This is a genomic window from Pseudomonas sp. P4_C1 (assembly GCF_056402155.1).
Genome location: NZ_JBFUHY010000002.1, coordinates 63876 through 85008, shown reverse-complemented (window position 1 = coordinate 85008; position 21133 = coordinate 63876). Strand labels below are relative to the sequence as shown.

Annotated in this window: 17 protein-coding genes; 10 read left to right on the top strand and 7 right to left on the bottom strand. The window is 59.1% G+C overall.

Annotation, left to right across the window (positions count from 1 at the left end; translation table 11 throughout):
• Positions 1 to 249: 249 nt before the first annotated feature.
• Positions 250 to 708, top strand: coding sequence for a response regulator (locus tag AC1DU9_RS01845; protein WP_223456859.1), 459 nt, complete (start codon positions 250 to 252; stop codon positions 706 to 708).
• A 313-nt stretch (positions 709 to 1021) separates the two neighbouring features.
• A complete protein-coding gene (locus AC1DU9_RS01840) occupies positions 1022 to 1933 on the top strand; it encodes an EamA family transporter (RefSeq protein ID WP_223456860.1) in 912 nt (303 codons plus the stop codon).
• A 74-nt stretch (positions 1934 to 2007) separates the two neighbouring features.
• Here the strand turns inward: AC1DU9_RS01840 and AC1DU9_RS01835 are convergent, their stop codons facing one another.
• The gene (locus tag AC1DU9_RS01835) at positions 2008 to 4185 is read right to left on the bottom strand and encodes a malate synthase G (protein WP_477809679.1); all 2178 of its coding nucleotides are present in this window, start codon (positions 4183 to 4185) and stop codon (positions 2008 to 2010) included.
• A gap of 560 nt (positions 4186 to 4745) precedes the next feature.
• Between AC1DU9_RS01835 and AC1DU9_RS01830 the strand changes: the two genes are divergently transcribed.
• Positions 4746 to 5264, top strand: coding sequence for a glycine cleavage system transcriptional repressor (locus tag AC1DU9_RS01830; protein WP_223456864.1), 519 nt, complete (start codon positions 4746 to 4748; stop codon positions 5262 to 5264).
• A gap of 215 nt (positions 5265 to 5479) precedes the next feature.
• Here the strand turns inward: AC1DU9_RS01830 and rarD are convergent, their stop codons facing one another.
• The 5 genes from rarD to AC1DU9_RS01805 all read right to left on the bottom strand — a co-directional run bounded on the left by rarD (position 5480) and on the right by AC1DU9_RS01805 (position 11304).
• Complete coding sequence (gene rarD / locus AC1DU9_RS01825) at positions 5480 to 6367, bottom strand: EamA family transporter RarD (protein WP_223456866.1); 888 nt, start codon at positions 6365 to 6367, stop codon at positions 5480 to 5482.
• Between the two features lie 216 nt (positions 6368 to 6583).
• Positions 6584 to 7558: a serine/threonine protein kinase gene (locus AC1DU9_RS01820; protein ID WP_008048240.1), complete on the bottom strand. Its 975-nt coding sequence runs from the start codon at positions 7556 to 7558 to the stop codon at positions 6584 to 6586.
• Positions 7559 to 7767: 209 nt separating this feature from the next.
• Positions 7768 to 9669, bottom strand: coding sequence for a PhoX family protein (locus AC1DU9_RS01815; RefSeq protein ID WP_477809678.1), 1902 nt, complete (start codon positions 9667 to 9669; stop codon positions 7768 to 7770).
• Positions 9670 to 9735: 66 nt separating this feature from the next.
• Positions 9736 to 10500 carry a TOBE domain-containing protein gene (locus tag AC1DU9_RS01810; RefSeq protein ID WP_223456872.1) on the bottom strand — a complete coding sequence of 255 codons (765 nt, stop codon included), beginning with the start codon at positions 10498 to 10500 and terminating at the stop codon, positions 9736 to 9738.
• Positions 10501 to 10563: 63 nt separating this feature from the next.
• A complete protein-coding gene (locus AC1DU9_RS01805; RefSeq protein ID WP_477809677.1) occupies positions 10564 to 11304 on the bottom strand; it encodes a phosphoribosyltransferase family protein in 741 nt (246 codons plus the stop codon).
• A gap of 94 nt (positions 11305 to 11398) precedes the next feature.
• On the opposite strand from AC1DU9_RS01805, the gene bioB reads away from it, so the two are divergent.
• The 7 genes from bioB (at position 11399) to AC1DU9_RS01770 (ending at position 18516) form a co-directional block, all read left to right on the top strand.
• Positions 11399 to 12454: a biotin synthase BioB gene (bioB, locus tag AC1DU9_RS01800; RefSeq protein ID WP_477809676.1), complete on the top strand. Its 1056-nt coding sequence runs from the start codon at positions 11399 to 11401 to the stop codon at positions 12452 to 12454.
• 174 nt (positions 12455 to 12628) lie between these two features.
• Entirely contained in the window at positions 12629 to 13807 is a 1179-nt protein-coding gene (bioF, locus tag AC1DU9_RS01795) for an 8-amino-7-oxononanoate synthase (RefSeq protein ID WP_223456878.1), read from the top strand.
• Positions 13800 to 14531, top strand: coding sequence for an alpha/beta fold hydrolase (locus AC1DU9_RS01790; protein WP_477809675.1), 732 nt, complete (start codon positions 13800 to 13802; stop codon positions 14529 to 14531). The genes bioF and AC1DU9_RS01790 overlap by 8 nt, the downstream gene beginning before the upstream one ends.
• Positions 14524 to 15336 carry a malonyl-ACP O-methyltransferase BioC gene (gene bioC, locus AC1DU9_RS01785; protein WP_223456882.1) on the top strand — a complete coding sequence of 271 codons (813 nt, stop codon included), beginning with the start codon at positions 14524 to 14526 and terminating at the stop codon, positions 15334 to 15336. The genes AC1DU9_RS01790 and bioC overlap by 8 nt, the downstream gene beginning before the upstream one ends.
• The gene (gene bioD, locus AC1DU9_RS01780) at positions 15333 to 16013 is read left to right on the top strand and encodes a dethiobiotin synthase (protein WP_223456885.1); all 681 of its coding nucleotides are present in this window, start codon (positions 15333 to 15335) and stop codon (positions 16011 to 16013) included. Before bioC ends, bioD begins: the two co-directional genes overlap by 4 nt.
• A gap of 123 nt (positions 16014 to 16136) precedes the next feature.
• Positions 16137 to 16433: a pyrroloquinoline quinone biosynthesis protein PqqE gene (locus AC1DU9_RS01775; RefSeq protein ID WP_223456887.1), complete on the top strand. Its 297-nt coding sequence runs from the start codon at positions 16137 to 16139 to the stop codon at positions 16431 to 16433.
• A gap of 277 nt (positions 16434 to 16710) precedes the next feature.
• Entirely contained in the window at positions 16711 to 18516 is a 1806-nt protein-coding gene (locus AC1DU9_RS01770) for a phenylacyl-CoA dehydrogenase (RefSeq protein ID WP_477809674.1), read from the top strand.
• Positions 18517 to 18596: 80 nt separating this feature from the next.
• Here AC1DU9_RS01770 and AC1DU9_RS01765 read toward each other — a convergent pair whose 3' ends face one another.
• Positions 18597 to 20375 carry a hypothetical protein gene (locus AC1DU9_RS01765; protein ID WP_223456892.1) on the bottom strand — a complete coding sequence of 593 codons (1779 nt, stop codon included), beginning with the start codon at positions 20373 to 20375 and terminating at the stop codon, positions 18597 to 18599.
• Positions 20376 to 21133 lie beyond the last annotated feature (758 nt).

Here is a 21133-nt window from a genome sequence, read left to right as displayed (position 1 = left end):
CAGTCTTTTTTTGAATTGTTGTAGTCGGATGACCAGGACATGGTCGACCCCTGCGGTCGGGGTGCCCATTGGACGTAAGTCTAGGTAGGCAATCAGGGTGATGGAATGTCGGAAAAACCTTACGCAACTGTGAGAAAAACCTCTCTATCCTGCTATTGGAAAAATATCCGACGGGGTGCACATTGATAGTTCGCTGAGCGATGTCTCCCCGCTGTGCCAGGGAATAGTATTGAACATATAGGGAAAGCCATGTCCGACCACGATATTTTGAGCGACGCCGAGCGCGAAGCGCTGAGTGCCGTCATGCTGGAACCTGACCTGCCGCAGCAACGGGTGCTGATCGTCGATGACGACGAAGACGCCCGGGAGCTGCTGTCAGAGATTCTGGCGATGGACCGTATTCACTGTGTAATGGCGTCCAGTGGCGAAGCGGCACTCAAGATCCTGCTGGCCAAGGCAGAGATCAAAAAGCCCTCGATTGGTTTAATGATCACCGACCTGCGAATGGGCCACGTTGACGGGCTGGATCTGATCCGTCAGGTACGCGAATCGGAAAGGGCGGCATTGCCAATCATCATTGTCTCGGGTGACGCCGACGTGAAGGATGCGATCGCCGCAATGCATTTGAGCGTGGTGGACTTTCTGCTCAAGCCGATTGATGCCAGTCATCTGCTGACACTGGTAAAACGCGAATTGGGCATTAAATAATTTGTAATTAAAGTTATCTGGTTCGTCTGCGAAAAAGCTACTCACAAATAGCTTTTTTCTTCTTTCGATTATTCAGTTATCGTTCAGCGCTTGAAGGCTGATGCGGGCATTTATTTGATATCGTATTTGGTTTGATAATGTCTGTCGTAGCACTATCCAGGTTGCCAATTTGGTTCTCCGATTCTAGTTGCTTGAGTATCTCGATGGTTGTCGTGTGCTCAATCTGCGGCCAGTTCCTGTAGATAAAACACTGACAAAGGTCAGGTCATTACTCTTTCTGGATTGTGTGGCTGTGTATCGCATTGAGGACGATATGATAAAGAAAATTGAATTTCGCGATCTTGTACTTATTGTCGGCGTGACAATCATGTGGGGCAGCAATTTTACGGTAATTGATATCAGTCTTGATGGCATCGATCCATTCATATTGACAGCGCTGCGCTTTACTTTCTGTGCATTGCCACTGGTGTTTTTCATCCCGAAACCGAAGGGTGTCAGTACTTTTGTAACTATAGTCTACGGTTTGTTGTTTGGTATTGGAATGTGTTGGCTGATGAACTATGGCATGTTTCTTGATGTCAGTGCCGGCGTAACATCTTTGCTCTTGCAGTTCAGTGCTTTTTTCACGGTCATCTGGGGAGTACTGCTGTTTGGCGAAAAAATGACGGCAATACAAGTGGCCGGCATTCTCATGGCGTTGGTGGGACTGATGTTCATTATCCATGTAACGCACGGTGGTGCCGAAAGTTTTGGACTTTTCCTGGTGCTACTCAGCGCATTGTTCTGGAGTCTTTGCAATGTGCTGGTCAAGAGAAGCAAAGTGGTTGATATATTTTCCTTTGTCGTTTGGTCGAGCCTGTATGCAACGCCTCCTTTATATTTGATGACTTACTGGGTCAAGGGGGCAGCTCCTTTCCAGACGTTGCTAACAGACATAACTGCTCCAGTGCTGGTATCTGTCCTGTTCCAGGCCTATGTGGCGACGGTATTCGGGTATTGGGTGTGGAACCGAATGATTGAGAAGTATCCGGCAAGCCAGGTTGCACCCTTGTCAGTGATTGTTCCGATATCGGGTATCTTGACCTCGTGGTATGTACTCGACGAACCCATTGGTGGCGAAAAACTGTTTGCTCTCATCATCACGGTCCTTGGAATTGCCTTGTTCATGAATGCATCGAGAATAGGCCGCCACATCGCTGCAAACGCGTTGCGTTTCAGGAGATAGTTCTGCATTTGCAGGACGCAGAAACAAAAATCCCCCGGTTTTTCAACCGGGGGATTGCTGTGGAGTGAGCTGGTTTACAACCCGTTCTTCGCCTTGAACTCGCGACGACGACGGTGCAGGACCGGCTCGGTGTAGCCGTTCGGCTGTTTGGTGCCTTCGACCACCAACTCGACTGCCGCCTGGAAGGCGATGTTGCTGTCGAAGTTCGGGGCCAGCGGACGGTACAGCGCGTCGCCGGCGTTCTGACGGTCAACCACCGGCGCCATGCGCTTGAGGCTTTCCATCACTTGCTCTTCGGTGACGATGCCATGGCGCAGCCAGTTAGCGATGTGCTGGCTGGAAATACGCAGCGTTGCACGGTCCTCCATCAGGCCGACGTCGTTGATGTCCGGCACTTTCGAGCAGCCGACGCCCTGGTCGATCCAGCGCACCACATAACCGAGAATGCCCTGGCTGTTGTTGTCCAGTTCGTTCTTGATCTGCTCAAAGGTCCACTGTGGGTTCACCGCCAGCGGGATGGTCAGGATGTCGTCTACCGAGGCATGCGCACGTTTGGCCAGCTCGGCCTGACGGGCGAACACGTCAACCTTGTGGTAGTGCAGCGCGTGCAACACAGCAGCAGTCGGCGACGGTACCCAGGCGGTATTGGCACCGGCCAGCGGGTGGGCGATTTTCTGTTCGAGCATCGCCGCCATCAGGTCAGGCATGGCCCACATGCCTTTACCTATCTGAGCGCGACCTTGCAGGCCGGTGCTCAGACCGATATCGACGTTGGAGTTCTCGTAGGCGCCGATCCATTTTTCCGCCTTCATGTCTGCCTTGCGCACCATCGGGCCGGCTTCCATGGAGGTGTGGATTTCATCGCCCGTGCGGTCGAGGAAACCGGTGTTGATGAACGCCACACGTTCGCTCGCCGCCTTGATACAGGCCTTGAGGTTGATCGTGGTTCGACGCTCCTCGTCCATGATCCCGACTTTGAGGGTGTTGCGCGGCAGGTCCAGCACGTCTTCGATGCGACCGAACAGCTCATTGGTGAACGCGGCTTCTTCAGGGCCGTGCATCTTCGGCTTCACGATGTAGATCGAGCCGGTGCGGGTGTTTTTGCGCGAGGTGTTGCCGTTCAGGTTGTGCATCGAAGCCAGGCAAGTCACCAGGCCATCGAGAATGCCTTCCGGCACTTCGTTACCGTCTTTGTCGAGGATCGCGTCGATGGTCATCAGGTGACCGACGTTACGCACGAACAGCAACGAACGACCGTGCAGGCTCAGTTCACTGCCATCGACAGCGGTATAGGTGCGGTCGGCGTTCATGGTGCGGGTAAAGGTCTGACCACCCTTGGCGACGCTTTCCGACAGATCACCCTTCATCAGGCCGAGCCAGTTGCGGTAGATCACCACTTTGTCATCGGCATCGACAGCGGCAACGGAGTCTTCGCAGTCCATGATGGTGGTCAGCGCGGCTTCCATCAGGATGTCTTTGACGCCGGCTGCGTCGGTCTGGCCAATCGGGGTGCTGGCATCGACCTGGATTTCGAAATGCAGGCCGTTGTTTTTCAGCAGGATCGCGCTCGGTGCAGCGGCATCGCCCTGGAAGCCGATCAGTTGCGCGTCGTTGCGCAGGCCGGTGTTGCTGCCGCCTTTAAGGGCGACCACCAGTTTGCCGTCGACGATCTTGTAGCCGGTGGAGTCGACGTGGGAGCCGGCCGCCAAAGGCGCCGATTCGTCGAGGAAGGCACGGGCGAAAGCGATGACCTTGTCACCACGCACCTTGTTGTAGCCTTTGCCTTTTTCCGCGCCGTTGGTTTCGCTGATGGCGTCGGTGCCGTAGAGCGCATCGTACAGCGAGCCCCAACGGGCGTTCGAGGCATTGAGCGCGAAGCGGGCGTTCATGACCGGCACCACGAGCTGTGGGCCGGCCATGCGGGCGATTTCGTCATCGACGTTTTGCGTCGTTGCCTGGAAATCGGCCGCTTCTGGCAGCAGATAACCGATGTCTTGCAGGAAGGCTTTATAGGCCACGGCGTCGTGTGGCAGACCGGCACGGGATTGGTGCCAGCCATCGATACGAGCCTGGAAATCATCGCGTTTGGCGAGTAGGGCTTTGTTCTTCGGCGCCAGGTCATGGATGACCTTGTCGGCACCGGCCCAGAACTTATCGGCGGTGAGGCCGGTACCGGGAATGGCTTCGTTGTTCACGAAGTCGAACAGGACTTTGGCGACCTGCAGGCCACCGACTTGAACGTGTTCAGTCATTGCTTGCCTCACTCTGCTCAGCTATTTCGCTTTTCAGCTCTTCAATTTAACAATGAAGCCTTTGGCCATTTAAACCACAAACCCCTCTACCAGTACATGCCCATTACGGGCGGCTGGGTTGGGACCGATCAACGGCTTGGGGCCTTGCTGACAGGGCTTTCAGGGTTGCGAACGTGCCTGCGGCAGACATCGATCCAGCGTTATGTAGTGCGCGCTGCGGCATACTACATGATGAATTGCGGTTGTGAAAATCAGACTAATTACGTCGTTCTGCGACCACATGACGCATTGCGGTCACGGCGCGGAGCAGGATGTTCTCAAAAAACCAGTGGATTGTTCCAGTTAAATATCGAAAGTTGTACACGATTTGTTGTTCGCAGGTTCATCGGTTGCGACCCTATCGCGAGCAAGCTCGCTCCCACAAAGGCCTGCGCGATCCCTGTGGGAGCGAGCTTGCTCCGGGCGGCGTTCCGACGATGACGTCAGACCTGTCAACACCGAGTCAGCCCTTGCCTATACTTGGTTCTCTATAACAAAAGTCATGACCAGAGGGCTGCGCCATGGACCACCTCGTACTCACCGTATTCGCACCGGACAAGCCAGGGCAAGTCGAGCGCATTGCCCAATGCATCGCCGAACACGGCGGTAACTGGCTGGAAAGCCGCATGTCGCGCATGGCGGGACAATTCGCCGGGATTCTTCGGGTGGGGGTGCCGGCCGAGGCCTACGACGAATTGGTCGATGCCCTGCAGGGCTTGTCCGCCCAGGGCATTCGCGTGTTGATCGCCGAAAGCAGTATCGAACAATTCTGCACTTGGAAGCCGATCGCCATGGAACTGGTGGGCAATGATCGTCCGGGGATCGTGCGTGACATCACACGCTTGTTGAGCGAGCAGGGGGTGAACCTGGAGCGGCTGGTCACCGAAGTGCGCCCGGCACCGATGAGCAGCGAGCCGTTGTTCCATGCCGAAGCGATTCTTGCCGTCCCGCTGACGTTGTCGCTGGACGTACTGCAATCGCGCCTGGAAACCCTGGCGGACGACCTGATGGTCGAGCTGGTGCTGCGTAGTGAACCCTGATCGGGTTATCCAGGTTAAACGTGCACCCGCCTGTGGATAACCTGTAGAGACACCCCGCCAGGCCACACCGGCCGGGGTTCTTCAGGATCTGATCAAAAAACCAGCAGTTTCAGGGACTTGCGCACAAACGGCGGGGATCACGCTGTGGATAACCTTGGGAGCGAATGATGCAGGCCACGGGAGACGTGGCCTGTAGGGTTTTGTGTGTTTTTTGATCAGCTGCGGCGGCGCAAACTTATCCACGCATCGACGCTGTAAACCGCCAGACCGGCCCAGATGAACATGAACGCTACCAGGGTGCTGGACGACAGGTGCTCGCCAAACAGCAGGACCGCTTGCAGCAGCACCAGTGTCGGTGCCAGATACTGGAGAAAGCCCAGTGTCGTGTAGGGCAAATGCCGTGCAGCAGCGTTGAAGCAGACCAGCGGCACCAGCGTGATCGGGCCGGCGGCAACCAGCCACCAGGCTTGGGACGTGGTCCAGAATTCGGCCTGGGCGCTGCTGGCCGTCGGATTGAGCAGCAACCAGCCGAGGGCAATCGGCACCAGCATCCAGGTTTCCACCACCAGCCCCGGCAGCGCCTTGACCGGTGCCTGCTTGCGAATCAGGCCATAGAAGCCGAAGGTCAGTGCCAGCGCCAGCGACACCCACGGCAGGCTCCCCACTTGCCAGACCTGTTGTGCCACACCCACGGCCGCCAGACCCACGGCAATCCATTGCATGCGTCGCAGCCGCTCACCAAGAATCAGCATGCCCAGCAACACGTTCACCAACGGGTTGATGTAGTAACCAAGGCTGGCCTCCAGCATGCGGCCGTTGTTCACCGACCAGACGTAGGTCAGCCAGTTGGCCGCAATCAGTGTACCGCTCAGGGCCAGGGTCGCCATCCTTCGCGGGTTCTCCCGCAGTTCGCGCCACCAGCCGGGATGCTTCCAGACCATCAGCAACAAGGCGCCGAACAGCGCCGACCACAGTACCCGGTGGATGATGATTTCCACGGCGGGCACGCTGGCGATGGCTTTGAAATAGAGGGGGAAAAGTCCCCAGATGATGTAGGCACTCAGGCCCAGAATGTACCCGCGACGCGGGTTGGCGGCTTGCATGCAGAATCCTTGCTTAGGCAGCTAACAAAGAGGGGGATTGTAAGGAGATTTGTCTGCGAATGTCCTGACTGAATAGGTAGGTCATTTGTGAACATCGGTCTCTGTAGGAGCGAGCCTGCTCGCGAAGAACGCAAGGGCAACGCGTTTATCCAGGCAGCACGCGTTATCGTTGACGTCCATCGCGAGCAGGCTCGCTCCTACAGGGGGGCGGGTGGGTCAGAAGAGCTTCAGTGGCTCTTCATTGAGCGCCGCCAGTTGTTCACGCAACGCCAACACCTGATCACCCCAATAACGCTCGGTGCCGAACCACGGAAAACTGCGGGGGAATGCCGGATCATCCCAGCGGCGGGCGAGCCAGGCGCTGTAATGCATCAGGCGCAGGGCGCGCAACGGTTCGATCAAGGCCAGTTCACGCGGGTCGAAGTCGTGGAATTCGTTGTAGCCGTCCATCAGTTCCGACAACTGGCTCAGGCAATCCTGACGATCGCCGGCCAGCATCATCCAGATGTCCTGCACCGCTGGACCCATGCGACAGTCGTCGAGGTCGACGATATGGAACATCTCGTCGCGGCACATCATGTTGCCGGGGTGGCAGTCACCGTGCATGCGGATGTTCTGGTGCGGCGTGTTGCTGTAGGCATCTTCCACACGCTTGAGCAGATCGCGGGCCACCGATTCGTAGGCCGGCAGCAGACTGCGGGGGATGAAATTGCCGTCGAGCAACGTGGCCAGCGAATCATGGCCGAAATTTTTCACCGCCAGTGCTTCACGGTGCTCGAATGGCCGGGTCGAGCCGACCGCATGCAGGCGCCCGAGCAACTGGCCCAGGCGATACAACTGGTCGAGATTGCCCGGCTCCGGCGCGCGGCCACCACGGCGGGGGAACAGGGTGAAACGGAAACCGTTGTGTTCGTGCAGGGTTTCACCGTTATGGATCAACGGCGCCACCACTGGCACCTCGCAGTCGGCGAGTTCGGCGGTGAACTGGTGCTCTTCCAGAATCGCTTCGTTGCTCCAGCGTTGCGGCCGGTAGAACTTGGCGATCAGTGGCTCGGCGTCTTCGATACCGACCTGATAGACGCGGTTCTCGTAGCTGTTGAGCGCCAGGATGCGCGCGTCGCTAAGAAAGCCGATGCTTTCGACGGCGTCGAGTACGAGGTCTGGCGTAAGGGTTTCAAACGGGTGGGCCATGCTGACTCCTGCGCGCAGCAGGCTGCTGCGTCCGGCCAGGCATGGTAGCGCAGACGGTGGGGTTTTAGTGGCTGGACTGAGATGTGTGGTGTCTGGGCTGACGCCATCGTCGGAACGCCGCCCGGAGCAAGCTCGCTCCCACAGGTCATGCGCCAGATTTGAAATCGCGCCAATCCTGTGGGAGCGGGCTTGCCCGCGAAGAGGCCGGATCAGGCGCCGACGATCCCGCCATCTTCCCGGGTAATCGCCATTACCGAAGACCGCGGCTTGCCATTAGGCAGATGCTCGGGGAAGGTTGAACCGCCGTTTTCACCCGGATGCTGAATCCCGACAAACAGGGTTTTCTGATCCGGCGAGAAGCTGATCCCGGTCACTTCACAACCTACCGGCCCGACCATGAAACGGCGAATCTCGCCGGTCGCAGGATCGGCGCAGAGCATCTGGTTATTGCCCATGCCGGCAAAGTCACCGGCATTGCTCACATCACCGTCAGTCAGAATCCACAAGCGTCCGGCCTTGTCGAAGCCCAGGCCGTCCGGGCTGTTGAACATGTTCTGCGGCGTGATGTTCGACGAGCCGGCCTTTGGCGTACCGGCATGCGCACCCGGGTTGCCGGCCACCACGAACAGGTCCCAGGCAAAGGTGTGCGAGGCGTGATCATCACGCTCGGTGCGCCAGCGCAGGATCTGGCCGTAGACGTTCTTTTCGCGTGGGTTCGGCCCGCCCACCGGTTGCCCGTCTTCGCCACGTTTGGCGTTGTTGGTCAGCGTGCAGTAAACCTGGCCATCCTTGGGGCTGACCACGATCCATTCCGGGCGGTCCATACGCGTGGCTTTCACCACGCTGGCTGCGAGACGGGCGTGGATCAGCACTTCGGCCTGATCGGCAAAGCCGCTGCTGGCGTCGATGCCGTTTTTGCCATGGGTCAGTTCGATCCATTCACCCTGGCCTTTCGGGTGATCGGCGTTGCCGTCGCCCGCATCGAAACGCGCCACGTACAGGGTGCCGTGATCAAGAATGTCGCGGTTGGCCTTGGGGTTCTTGTGGTCGATCTTGTCGCGGCTGACGAATTTGTAGATGAACTCACCGCGCTCATCGTCGCCCATGTACACCACGGCATGACCGTCGCCGGTTTCGGCCAGGGCGGCGTTTTCGTGTTTGAAGCGCCCCAGGGCCGTGCGTTTGACCGGCGTCGACTTCGGATCGAACGGATCGATCTCCACCACCCAGCCGTGACGGTTGAGTTCGTTGGGGTTCTTGGCCAGGTCGAAGCGCTCATCGTGATGATGCCAGTTGATCTCTTTGCTGGTCACCACCGCGCCGTAGCGTTTTTGCGCCGGGTCGAATTTCTGCTCGGCGTTGCTGCTGCCGAAGCAGTCGGTGAAGTTCTCTTCGCAGGTCAGATAGGTGCCCCACGGTGTCTTGCCGTTGGCACAGTTCTGGAACGTGCCGAGGACGTTCTTGCCGTGTGGGTCGGCGCTGGTTTTCAGCAGGGCATGTCCGGCGGCAGGGCCGCTCAGGCTGATCGGTGCGTTGCCGTGAATGCGGCGGTTGTAGCGCGAGCCCTGGACAAACTGCCATTGGCCGTTCTTGCGCTGCACTTCAATCACCGACACACCTTCGCAGGCCAGTGCCTTGCGCACTTCTTCCGCCGATTGCGGCATGCCGCCGTGGGCGTAGAGGTAGCGGTAGTTGGTGTATTCGTTGTTGATTGCCATCAGCGCCCGGTCTTTTTCACCGGGAAACTCGAACAGGCTCATGCCGTCGTTGTTGTCGCCGAACTGGGCTTCCTGATGTTCAGCGCTGCCATTGCCGCTCAGGTCGAACACCGGGCCGTCCTTGTGCAGAGGCTGGCCCCAGCTGATCAGCACCGAGGACTTGTAGCCCGCTGGCAGGGTGATGGAGTCGCTGGTGGCGGCGGGGATGCTGTCGAAGCCCAGCAACTGGCTGTTGCCGGCGCTGACACTGGCAGCCATCACGCTGCGGCTCAGCAGATTGCCGCCGAGGAACATCGCCGCGCCGCACAGGGCACCTGCGCTGATGAAGCCGCGGCGGCTGAGGCCGACCATGGTTTCGAGGTCGGTGGACTGGTTTTCTTCTAATAGACTCATTTCAGGCTCCCTGCGGTTTTGCAGACACCTTAATGCTGAGTAATGAACCTTTTGTTACGGTTTTGCTTACAGCGGCGTGCCCAACAGAACCCTGGACGGCGAAAACTCCACGCGCACCGGTTTGCCGCACGTCAGCCCCAATGCCTGCAGATGCCTCGGCTCGGCCAGGGCGCATAGTGACAAGCCGCTGGGCAGGGTGATGCGTACTTCGCTGGGGCCATCGTCGGCGTCGAGAATCTTCTCGATGGTGCCTTTCAGGCAATTGTTTCCAGGCGTTTCTGCGGAATCGATTCCCAGTACATCGAGCCAGCCGGCCTTGATCAGTGCCACGACTTCGGTGCCGATGTGCAGTTCCAGGCGTTCGGTGCTGTCGTGGGTGATTTGCGCGTCGACGATCACGCCTTCGGCGACCTTGAGGCGAATCAGGTCGTTGCGCCCCTGAGGTTCGATCGCCACCACCTTGCCATGCAACTGATTGCGCGCGCTGGTGCGCAGCATCAAGCGCCCGAGCAGGTCCAGGTCGCTGGCGTCTTCAGCGGCTTCCAGCACTTGAGCCTGCAAGGCTTGCAGCTTCTGGTACAGGCGCAATACGCGCTGACCTTCGATGGACAGGCGTGCACCACCACCGCCCTTGCCACCGACAATCCGCTCCACCAGCGGCTTCTGCGCCAGGTTGTTCAGCTCATCGATCGCATCCCAGGCGGCCTTGTAACTCAGGCCTGCGCTTTTTGCCGCGCGGGTGATCGAGCCTTGTTCGGCGATGTGCTGCAGCAGGGCGATGCGCTGCGGACGGCGGACAATGTGCTGGGACAACAAGGTAGGCAAGGACATGACAAGTCGCTTTGGGTGGTAACGATGGTGAGGACGTTGGCCGCTTGGGCCGCGCGAGTCAAGTCAGGGTGTTTCGCCGGGTTTGGGCGTGCGGGCCAGGCAATAGACGTCGACCCTTGCCGCACCGGCGTCCATCAGCAGGCGAGCCAGGGCCTGGGCCGTGGCACCGGTGGTCAGGACGTCGTCGATCAGGGCCAGGTGCTGGCCTTTGACGACCGCGCCGGACGCCAGGGCGAAAGCGTTGCGCAGGTTCTTTCGGCGTGCTTCGGCGTTCAATGCCTGTTGGGCGTCGGTGTCCTGGGTTCGCAGCAGCAACCGTTCGTCGCAAGGGATATCGAGACTCGTACCCAGCCACTGGGCCAGCATCGCCGCCTGATTGAACCCGCGTTTGCGCAGGCGCCGGGTTGCCAGCGGCACCGGGATCAGCGCATCGGGTCGCTGCAGATCGTCTTCGAAGCGATGTTGCAGGTATTGAGCAAGAAGTTCGGCGAGCAGGCGGCCAAACGGCCACTTTGCACTGTGCTTGAAGCGGGTAATCAAGCTGTCTACCGGAAAGCTGTAGGTCCAGGGGGCAATCACTTGTTCGAAGGCGGGTGGCTGCTTCAGGCAATATCCGCAGGTCAGGCCTACGGCCGGAAGCGGCAGGGCGCAGGTCTGGCAGTGATCGCCGAGCCAGGGCAACTCGGTTTCGCAGGCCGTGCAGACAGGGACAATGCCGTCGGCCGTTTCATCGCATAGAAGACATGGTTGTTTGTTTTTTAACCAGATGTAAACCAGCCCTTCGTATTGAGGTTGACAGCGCATCACTCTTCCTTAAACATGCCGAAACATCCGTGTCGTGCCTGTGGGTATTCCGTTCCCCCCGGCCGCTTGCCAAGCCTGAATAAAGGAATCGCCCATGAGCGCCAGCACCACTGCAACCCTGCGTCATGACTGGACTTTAGCCGAAGTCAAAGCGCTCTTCGTACAGCCATTCAACGACCTGCTGTTTCAGGCGCAGACAGTGCACCGTGCGCATTTCGACGCCAACCGCGTCCAGGTGTCGACCCTGCTGTCGATCAAAACCGGCGCCTGCCCGGAAGATTGCAAATATTGTCCACAGTCCGGTCACTACAACACCGGCCTGGAAAAAGAAAAACTGATGGAAGTGCAAAAGGTCCTCGAAGAGGCCGCTCGCGCCAAGGCCATCGGTTCGACCCGTTTCTGCATGGGCGCGGCGTGGAAGCACCCGTCGGCCAAAGACATGCCTTACGTGCTGAAAATGGTCGAAGGCGTGAAGGCCATGGGCCTGGAAACCTGCATGACCCTCGGTCGCCTGGATCAGGAGCAGACCGAAGCGCTGGCCAATGCCGGCCTCGACTATTACAACCACAACCTCGACACCTCGCCCGAGTTCTACGGCAGCATCATCACCACCCGCACCTACAGTGAGCGCCTGCAAACCCTGGCGTATGTGCGTGAATCGGGGATGAAGATCTGCTCCGGCGGCATTCTTGGCATGGGCGAGTCGCTGGACGACCGCGCCAACCTGCTGATACAGCTGGCCAACCTGCCGGAGCATCCGGAGTCGGTGCCGATCAACATGCTGGTGAAAGTCGCCGGTACACCGCTGGAAAATGCCGACGACGTCGATCCGTTCGACTTCATCCGCATGCTCGCCGTCGCGCGCATCCTGATGCCGCAATCCCACGTGCGCCTGTCCGCCGGCCGCGAAGCCATGAACGAACAGATGCAGGCCCTGGCGTTCTTTGCTGGCGCCAACTCGATTTTCTACGGCGAAAAACTGCTGACCACCGCCAACCCGCAGGCCGACAAGGACATGCAACTGTTCTCGCGTCTGGGCATCCTGCCGGAAGCCCGCGAAGAACATGCCGATGAAGTGCATCAGGCGGCTATCGAGCAGGCGCTGGTGGAGCAAAAAAACAGCGAGCAGTTCTATAACGCGGCTGTTTGATTAAGCATTCATTCCCCTGAAGGAATGCAAAACCCCTGTAGGAGCGAGCCTGCTCGCGATGGCGTCATGTCAGTCGACATCCATGTCGATTGTCAGTCCGCATCGCGAGCAGGCTCGCTCCCACAGGAGACTGCGTAGTGTTCGCCAACCTGTGAACTGATCCCTGAGGCCTGCATGTCTTTCGATCTCGCCGCACGCCTTGCTGCCCGTCGTGCCGAAAACCTCTACCGCCAGCGACCGCTGCTCGAAAGCCCGCAGGGGCCGCAAGTGGTGGTCGATGGCCAGCCGTTGCTGGCATTCTGTAACAACGACTATCTGGGCCTGGCCAATCATCCGCAAGTGATCGAAGCCTGGCGTGCTGGCGCCTTGAAGTGGGGTGTGGGCGGAGGGGCGTCACACTTGGTCGTCGGCCATAGCTCCCCACACCATGCACTGGAAGAAGCGTTGGCCGACCTGACCGGTCGCCCTCGCGCGTTGCTGTTCACCACCGGTTACATGGCCAACCTCGGTGCGGTCACGGCACTGGTGGGGCAGGGCGATACGGTGCTCGAAGACCGGCTCAATCATGCGTCGCTGCTCGACGCGGGGCTGCTGTCCGGCGCGCGGTTCAATCGCTACTTGCACAACGACCCGGTGAGCCTGGCCAAACGCCTGGAAAAAGCCACCGGCAATACGCTGGTGGTCACCGACGGCGTGTTCAGCATGGACGGTGATATCGCCGACCTGCCTGCGCTGGCTCGAGAGGCAAAGGCCAAAGGCGCCTGGTTGATGGTCGACGATGCCCACGGTTTTGGACCACTGGGTGCCAACGGTGGCGGCATCGTCGAACACTTCGGCTTGAGCCAGGATGACGTTCCCGTGTTGGTCGGCACCCTCGGCAAGGCGTTCGGTACGGCGGGTGCCTTTGTGGCTGGCAGCGACGAGCTGATCGAAAGCCTGATCCAGTTCGCCCGCCCCTACATCTACACTACCAGCCAGCCACCCGCGCTGGCCTGCGCCACGTTGAAAAGCCTGGAACTGCTGCGCAGCGAACACTGGCGTCGCGAGCATTTGCAGACACTGATCCGCCAGTTCCGCCAGGGCGCCGAACAGATTGGCCTGGAACTCATGGACAGCTTCACGCCGATCCAGCCGATCATGATCGGCGACGCGGGGCGCGCGGTGCGCCTTTCGCAAATGCTGCGTGAACGCGGGTTGATGGTGACTGCGATTCGCCCGCCGACCGTACCCGCCGGCAGCGCCCGACTACGGGTCACGCTGACGGCTGCCCACAGCGAAGCTCAAGTACAGCTATTGTTAAACGGACTGGCCGATTGTTTTCAACAACTGCAGTCGGAGCCAAGCCATGCGTGATCGTCTGATTCTGCTGCCCGGCTGGGGCCTTGGCGTTTCACCGCTGGAGCCTCTGGCGGCAGCCTTGCGCGGCCTGGATGAGCACCTGCATGTCGAGATAGAGCCGTTGCCGGAGCTGGAGTCGAGCGATCTTGAAGAGTGGCTCGATGAGCTTGATTCGACCTTGCCGCAAGACGCCTGGCTGGGCGGCTGGTCATTGGGCGGCATGCTCGCCTGCGAGTTGGCGGCCCGGCGTGGCGATCGCTGCTGTGGTGTGCTTACCCTGGCCAGCAACGCTTCTTTTGTCGCTCATGAACAATGGTCAAGCGCAATGTCCGGGGAAACCTTCGATGCGTTTCTGGCGGGATGTGCAGCCGATCCTCGTGCGACATTGAAGCGTTTTTCACTGCTGTGCGCCCAAGGCGCCGAAGACCCGCGCGGATTGTCGCGGTTGTTGCTCGGTGGCGCCCCGAACACCGCCGCGCCGGTGCTGCTCAGTGGTCTGCAAGTGCTCGCGCAACTGGATACACGACAGGCACTGCAATCGTTCCGCGGTCCGCAACTGCATCTGTTCGCCGGCCTCGACGGGCTGGTGCCGGTGGAGGCGGCGGGCGAGTTGTTGGCATTGCTGCCGGATGTCGAAATCGGTCTGATTGAACAGGCCGGCCACGCGTTTCTTCTGGAGGATCCCCACGGTGTGGCGGGGGCGATCCAGGCCTTTTTGCATGAGTCCGGTGATGACTGATTTATCCTTTCCCAACCTGCCCGGCGCCTTGCCAGACAAGCGCCAGGTAGCCGCGTCATTCTCCCGCGCAGCGGCAAGCTACGACAGCGTGGCCGAGTTGCAGCGTGATGTGGGCAGCCAATTGCTCAGGCGCTTGCCACAGGGCTTTGTACCGCAGCATTGGCTGGATCTGGGCTGCGGCACCGGGCATTTCAGTCGTGCCCTGGGTGAGCAATTTCCAAGCAGCCACGGGGTGGCGCTGGACATCGCCGAAGGCATGCTCGAGCACGCCCGGCCATTGGGCGGTGCCACGCACTTCGTGGCTGGCGATGCCGAGCGTTTGCCACTGCAGGATTCGACCTGCGAGCTGATCTTCTCCAGCCTGGCGGTGCAGTGGTGCGCGGACTTCGACTCGGTGCTCAGTGAAGCTTTTCGAGTGCTGAAACCGGGCGGCATCTTCGCGTTTGCTAGTCTTTGTGCAGGGACGTTGTTTGAACTGCGCGACAGCTGGCGGCAGGTCGATGGCATGGTGCACGTAAACCGCTTCCGGGAGTTTGGTGTTTATCAGCAGTTGTGCGCTGCCAGTGGTTTACGGGTCGTCAGTCTGCAAAATCTGCCGCATGTGCTGCATTACCCGGATGTGCGCAGCCTGACCCATGAACTCAAGGCGCTGGGCGCGCACAACCTCAATCCCGGACGGCCGGGCGGCTTGACCGGGCGAGCGCGGATTTTGGGTTTGATCGAGGCTTACGAGCAGTTTCGCCGGGCTCAGGGACTGCCGGCGACTTATCAAGTGGTGTACGCCGTATTGGAGAAACCCTTATGAGCGCAGCCTATTTCATCGCCGGCACGGATACCGATGTCGGTAAAACCACGGTCGCTGCTGGCCTGCTGCATGCGGCGCGTTCGGCGGGCTTGAGCACGGCGGCGGGCAAGCCGGTCGCTTCCGGTTGCGACGTGACGCCCAAAGGCCTGCGCAACGCCGATGCGCTGGCCTTGCTGGCGGAGTGTTCGCTGCCGCTGACGTATGCCCAGGTCAATCCGGTGGCCTTCGAACCGGCCATCGCCCCGCACCTGGCGGCGCGAGAGGCGGGTGTGGCGCTGACGGTGCAGTCGTTGCTGGCGCCAATGCGGCAGATTCTGGGTATGCAGGCGGACTTCACCCTGATCGAAGGCGCCGGCGGATGGCGCGTACCCTTGGCGGATCAGGACAATCTGTCGGACCTCGCCATCGCATTGAAGCTGCCGGTGATTCTGGTGGTCGGCGTGCGATTGGGCTGTATCAGCCATGCCTTGCTGACCGCCGAAGCGATTGCCCGGGACGGTTTGCAACTGGCGGGATGGGTGGCCAACATCATCGACCCGAAAACCTCGCGGCTGGAAGAAAACCTCGCCACCCTTGCCGAGCGCCTCCCGGCGCCGTGCCTGGGGCGTGTGCCTAAACTCAAGGCCGTTACGGCCGAGGCAGTGGCCGAGTACTTGCAACTGGACCTGTTGGACTGACGTTTTTGCAATGCGGGTTTTGCCTATGATAAGGCACTGTGCCATTAGTGTTTTTGTCGAGTGTTTTGCCGGCCACTCTGCTTCAATGGCCGCTGTTCATCCTTTGAAAGGACGAGTTTTCCCATGGAAATCTCAGGAAGCAGCGCTTTTTATGCAGGTCTGAGCACCCTTCAGGCAGGGCTGAACCGTGTCGATCAAGCCGCCGGGCAGATCGCCAACATGACGATCGAGCGATCGGTCACCAGCCAGTCCTCCGAGGCGCAGGTCGATCGTCTGCGATCGGTTGATCGCAGCCAGCAATCGGACCTGAGCAGCAACGTGGTCGAAATGGCCCAAGGCAAGATTCAGGCGGAGCTGGGCGTGAAAGTCGCCAAGGCAGCCGATGAAGTGCTCGGAACGTTGATCGATACCTTCGCTTGATTTTTACAGAATCCGTACTCTCCAGCGCCGCGCCCGTTCGCGGCGTTTTTCTGCGTAAGTCTTTCTTCCTCAACTAATCTTTTCCGCATGGCTGGCCGCTTTGAAAGCGCGGCTGCGCTGTCGTGTGCCTGTGTGTCCAAGCCTGCGATGACGAACGGCAAAAGATCGACGCTTGACAAGAATTGGGCGTAAACGTATGTTTCAAACAACTGTTTGATCGCAACAACAAATCAATGCGGTCGTCCATTCCCGGTTACATCAGCAGAGGTTTATCGCTATGCCTGACTACAAGGCCCCCTTGCGTGATATTCGCTTCGTTCGTGACGAACTGCTCGGCTACGAAGCGCACTATCAGAGCCTTCCGGCTTGTGCCGACGCAACTCCGGACATGGTTGACGCCATTCTTGAGGAGGGTGCCAAGTTTTGTGAACAGGTACTGGCTCCGCTGAACCGTGTGGGCGACATCGAGGGTTGTACCTGGAGCGAGTCCGGCGTCAAGACCCCGACTGGCTTCAAGGAAGCCTACAAGCAATTCGTCGAAGGCGGCTGGCCAAGCCTGGCCCACGACGTTGCGCACGGCGGCCAAGGCCTGCCGGAATCCCTGGGTCTGGCGGTCAGCGAAATGGTTGGCGAGGCCAACTGGTCGTGGGGCATGTACCCGGGCCTGTCGCACGGTGCGATGAACACCATCTCCGAGCACGGTACCCCTGAGCAGCAAGAGGCTTACCTGACCAAGCTGGTTTCCGGCGAGTGGACCGGCACCATGTGCCTGACCGAGCCGCACTGCGGCACCGACCTTGGCATGCTGCGCACCAAGGCCGAGCCTCAGGCCGACGGTTCCTACAAGGTTTCCGGCACCAAGATCTTCATCTCGGCCGGTGAACACGACATGGCCGACAACATCGTCCACATCGTACTGGCCCGCCTGCCGGATGCACCGGCTGGCACCAAAGGCATCTCTCTGTTCATCGTGCCGAAGTTCATGCCGAACGCCGATGGTTCGATCGGTGCGCGTAACGCCGTGTCCTGCGGTTCCCTGGAACACAAGATGGGCATCCACGGCAACGCCACCTGCGTGATGAACTTCGACGGCGCCACCGGTTTCCTGATCGGCCCGGCGAACAAAGGCCTGAACTGCATGTTCACCTTCATGAATACCGCACGTCTGGGTACCGCGCTGCAAGGCTTGGCCCACGCCGAAGTCGGTTTTCAGGGCGGCCTGAAATACGCTCGTGACCGTCTGCAAATGCGCTCGCTGACTGGCCCGAAAGCGCCGGACAAAGCCGCTGACCCGATCATCGTGCACCCTGACGTACGTCGCATGCTGTTGACCATGAAGGCATTCGCCGAAGGCAACCGTGCGATGGTTTACTTCACCGCCAAGCAGGTCGACATCGTCAAGTACGGCGTAGATGAAGAAGAGAAGAAGAAAGCCGACGCACTGCTGGCCTTCATGACGCCAATCGCCAAGGCCTTCATGACTGAAGTCGGTTTCGAAGCGGCCAACCACGGCGTGCAGATCTACGGCGGTCACGGCTTCATCGCCGAGTGGGGCATGGAGCAGAACGTTCGCGACAGCCGCATCTCGATGCTGTACGAAGGCACCACCGGTATCCAGGCACTCGACCTGCTGGGCCGTAAAGTGCTGATGACCCAAGGCGAGGCTCTGAAAGGCTTCACCAAGATCGTCCACAAATTCTGCCAGACCAACGAAGGCAACGAAGCGGTTCAAGAGTTCGTCGCACCGCTGGCTGCACTGAACAAGGAATGGGGCGAACTGACCATGAAGGTCGGTATGGCTGCCATGAAAGATCGCGAAGAAGTCGGCGCGGCCTCCGTGGACTATCTGATGTACTCCGGTTACGCCTGCCTGGCCTACTTCTGGGCTGACATGGCGCGTCTGGCTGCCGAGAAACTGGCTGCCGGCACTTCCGAAGAGGCCTTCTACACCGCCAAGTTGCAGACTGCGCGTTTCTACTTCCAGCGCATCCTGCCGCGTACCCGCACTCACGTCGCAACCATGCTGTCGGGCGCCAACAACCTGATGGACATGAAAGAAGAGAACTTCGACCTGGGCTACTAAGTCCTGGCGCAGTCCTTCATAAAGAAACCGCCGCTTCCTCCGGGAGCGGCGGTTTTTTTTGCGCTGTGGTCAGGCTTTGATCACCATGGCGTCGGGTCCAGGGGGCCGACGCCAGTCGGGGTACTCACGCCTTCGCCGTTACGTATGAACGGCAGGTGCCAGAAGTCGTTCGGGACGACGGGATCGCCAGGCTTGACACCTTCCGGAAAGATGAACTCGAACACCGGCGCCACATACTGTCCGGCAATCAGCCCATTGGCGACGGTCAGCCTGCCCGCATTCTGGATGCAACCGTCCACGCCGGCCTGGGATAAGCTTTGCTGTGGAACGCAAAGTGACCGTGCAACAACGCGCAAGGTACGTGTCGGCTGGCTAAGTAGCCCGGTGGGCGCTTTGGTCGCGCGTAATCTGGCGCGTTGTGGCTGGGCCCCCGTGTTCTGTGTGGTAATACCACCCGAGGCTCCCAGGCAACTGGCCGCAAGGCCAAGCCCAGGGTTGCATTCACCCGTCATCTCATAGGGTGTAATCCAGCGATTGGTTTGCACACCTGTCGATGGATTGACATCTATCAGATAGATATCGACCGGGGTCTGGATGTCGGTGGTCGAGGCTTCAAGGAAAATCCGGTCCTGCGTCTCTTGGGCTACTCCGCTGATGGCCGTTGCGGCCGGGTCGGCCGTACCGATGCCAAATTCCCCGATAGCCAGGTAGCTGGGCTGCGAACCAGGCTGAGTGTAGATCCCGACATTCGCCTCGATCGTGTGTGCAGAGATGAAGTCCGGGAGCCCCGTTGTTGCTGACTTGAACAGAGTACCGGACCAGCTGATGAAGTCGCCGACTTCGAAGGGTGCCTGTTGTGTCGGGTCGGGGTCCGTCGCCGTGCGTGTAGCATCGCTGAATCTCTTCATGACGTACTGGCTGCAATAGACCTGCCCCACCGCTGGACCCGAGAGCTCTCCACTGGCCGGAGGCGTGACGCCGGCCTGGCTGAAGTTGCGGCAGTTGTTGGTCGTGGTCGGGGTGACCACTTGTGGCCGGTTTTTCTGTGGGCAGAGTGCATCGTCCCCGGAAATCGTGCGCGGCACGCACATCGGGTAGCCGGTGGCGGCATGGATGGTCGGGTTGGCATCATCGACGGAGAAGCGTGGGTCGGGGCTTTGGGCACGGCCAAAACGTCCATTCGGATCGTTGATCTGAATGATCGTGGGTTGCGTCGGGTTTCCGCTGTCAACTTCGAGGTTGCCGTTGGTGTAGTCGATCCGGGTGATGACACCGCTGCCCGCATTGACTGATTGCTGGGAGACAAAGATCAGCCCGGCAATTTGCTTGTTGGAGACAGTATTACCTACCACATGGATCTCGAACGAGGGGTAGGCTGCCGGTGATTTTCCGAGCGCCAGGGTTCCAACCCTGACGAAGTCGGCCCAGGTCAGGGTGTTGGCCGGCATCTGCATAACGGTGTTGCAAGGGACAACAATCGTGACGCCGTTCAACTGGACGGTCCCCCCAAAGCGGCCCGGGTCGCTGGTATTGGGGCAATTCGCATTGGTGGTGTCCAGGGTCATGTTTTGGATAAAACCGGTAACGTCAAACCCATGAATCGCAGTCGGGTTTGTAAAAATCGGATCGGGCAGTGTGGGTGTCGTGAACGGCGAGGGCAAACCCGGGGGCTTGGCAGTCCCGCCACCACCGCCACCGCCACCGCCAGCTCCGTTTTTGGCAAATGCATCTCCACCACCAATGGCCAGTGCGACAGCGACGGCACCGGCGAGCAGAGCATGGCGACTGAAGATGCCGTTGAATCGTTTGTGAGGCAGCAGCGGTATGGCGAGCGTTTTTTCGAACAAAGATAAGCTCATGGCTCACTCCAGAATCTTGCAGGACCAATTGCCGGCCGATCGAGATCGCGGATCTGCTGATGCGCTGAATCCTGCGCAAGAAAAACGCAAAGCCGTGAGTGTCGAATTGGGGCTCGATCCAGCGGGGTAAGTGCCTGTGTACGGTCGACACTTGCCGTTCGGATGCTTTCACCTGCGTTGCGTTGGCCGGTTACGGACGCAAACGCGAGAGACATTTCCTTGAGCCTGAGGGGCACCTAGCAGTAGTCGTGCCTGATTGGTTCAGTCGCCTTGTTAGCCAGTAAAAATGCGGGCTGCGCTGATGTTGGTGATATACACATAGTTATAGTTATGTGATTAACGCCAAAGTAGGTGGGTATATATGCCCAAATTTGGAGTGCTGTGAAAAGTTTTAGTAGGTGTGTCTCCGTTAGTGGTAGTTGAGAAGTGTTGTCTGTTAAATACTACTAAAGTCGCAGGTGTGCAAAAGGGGGGTGAAGAGGGTGGAGAAAAAATAGTCGTGTATGGGAGGTATAAATAAAAAGACAATAGCTAACGCAGTGCAACTTGCGCACGAATGGGTTTTATATGTTTGATGGATGTTTTTTTTGGCTGGCGATGCGGTTTTACAGGTGTTTTTTAAGTGCCGTTTACACCGGGGTATTTGGATGAGCAAATACTCTGCCAGCTTCAAAAAAACGCAGTCTGGTGACGTGATGCCCTTTAAATGCTGGCTTTTAGAAGTCGTTGGTGATCACCGGATGCGGGCTGTTTGGGGA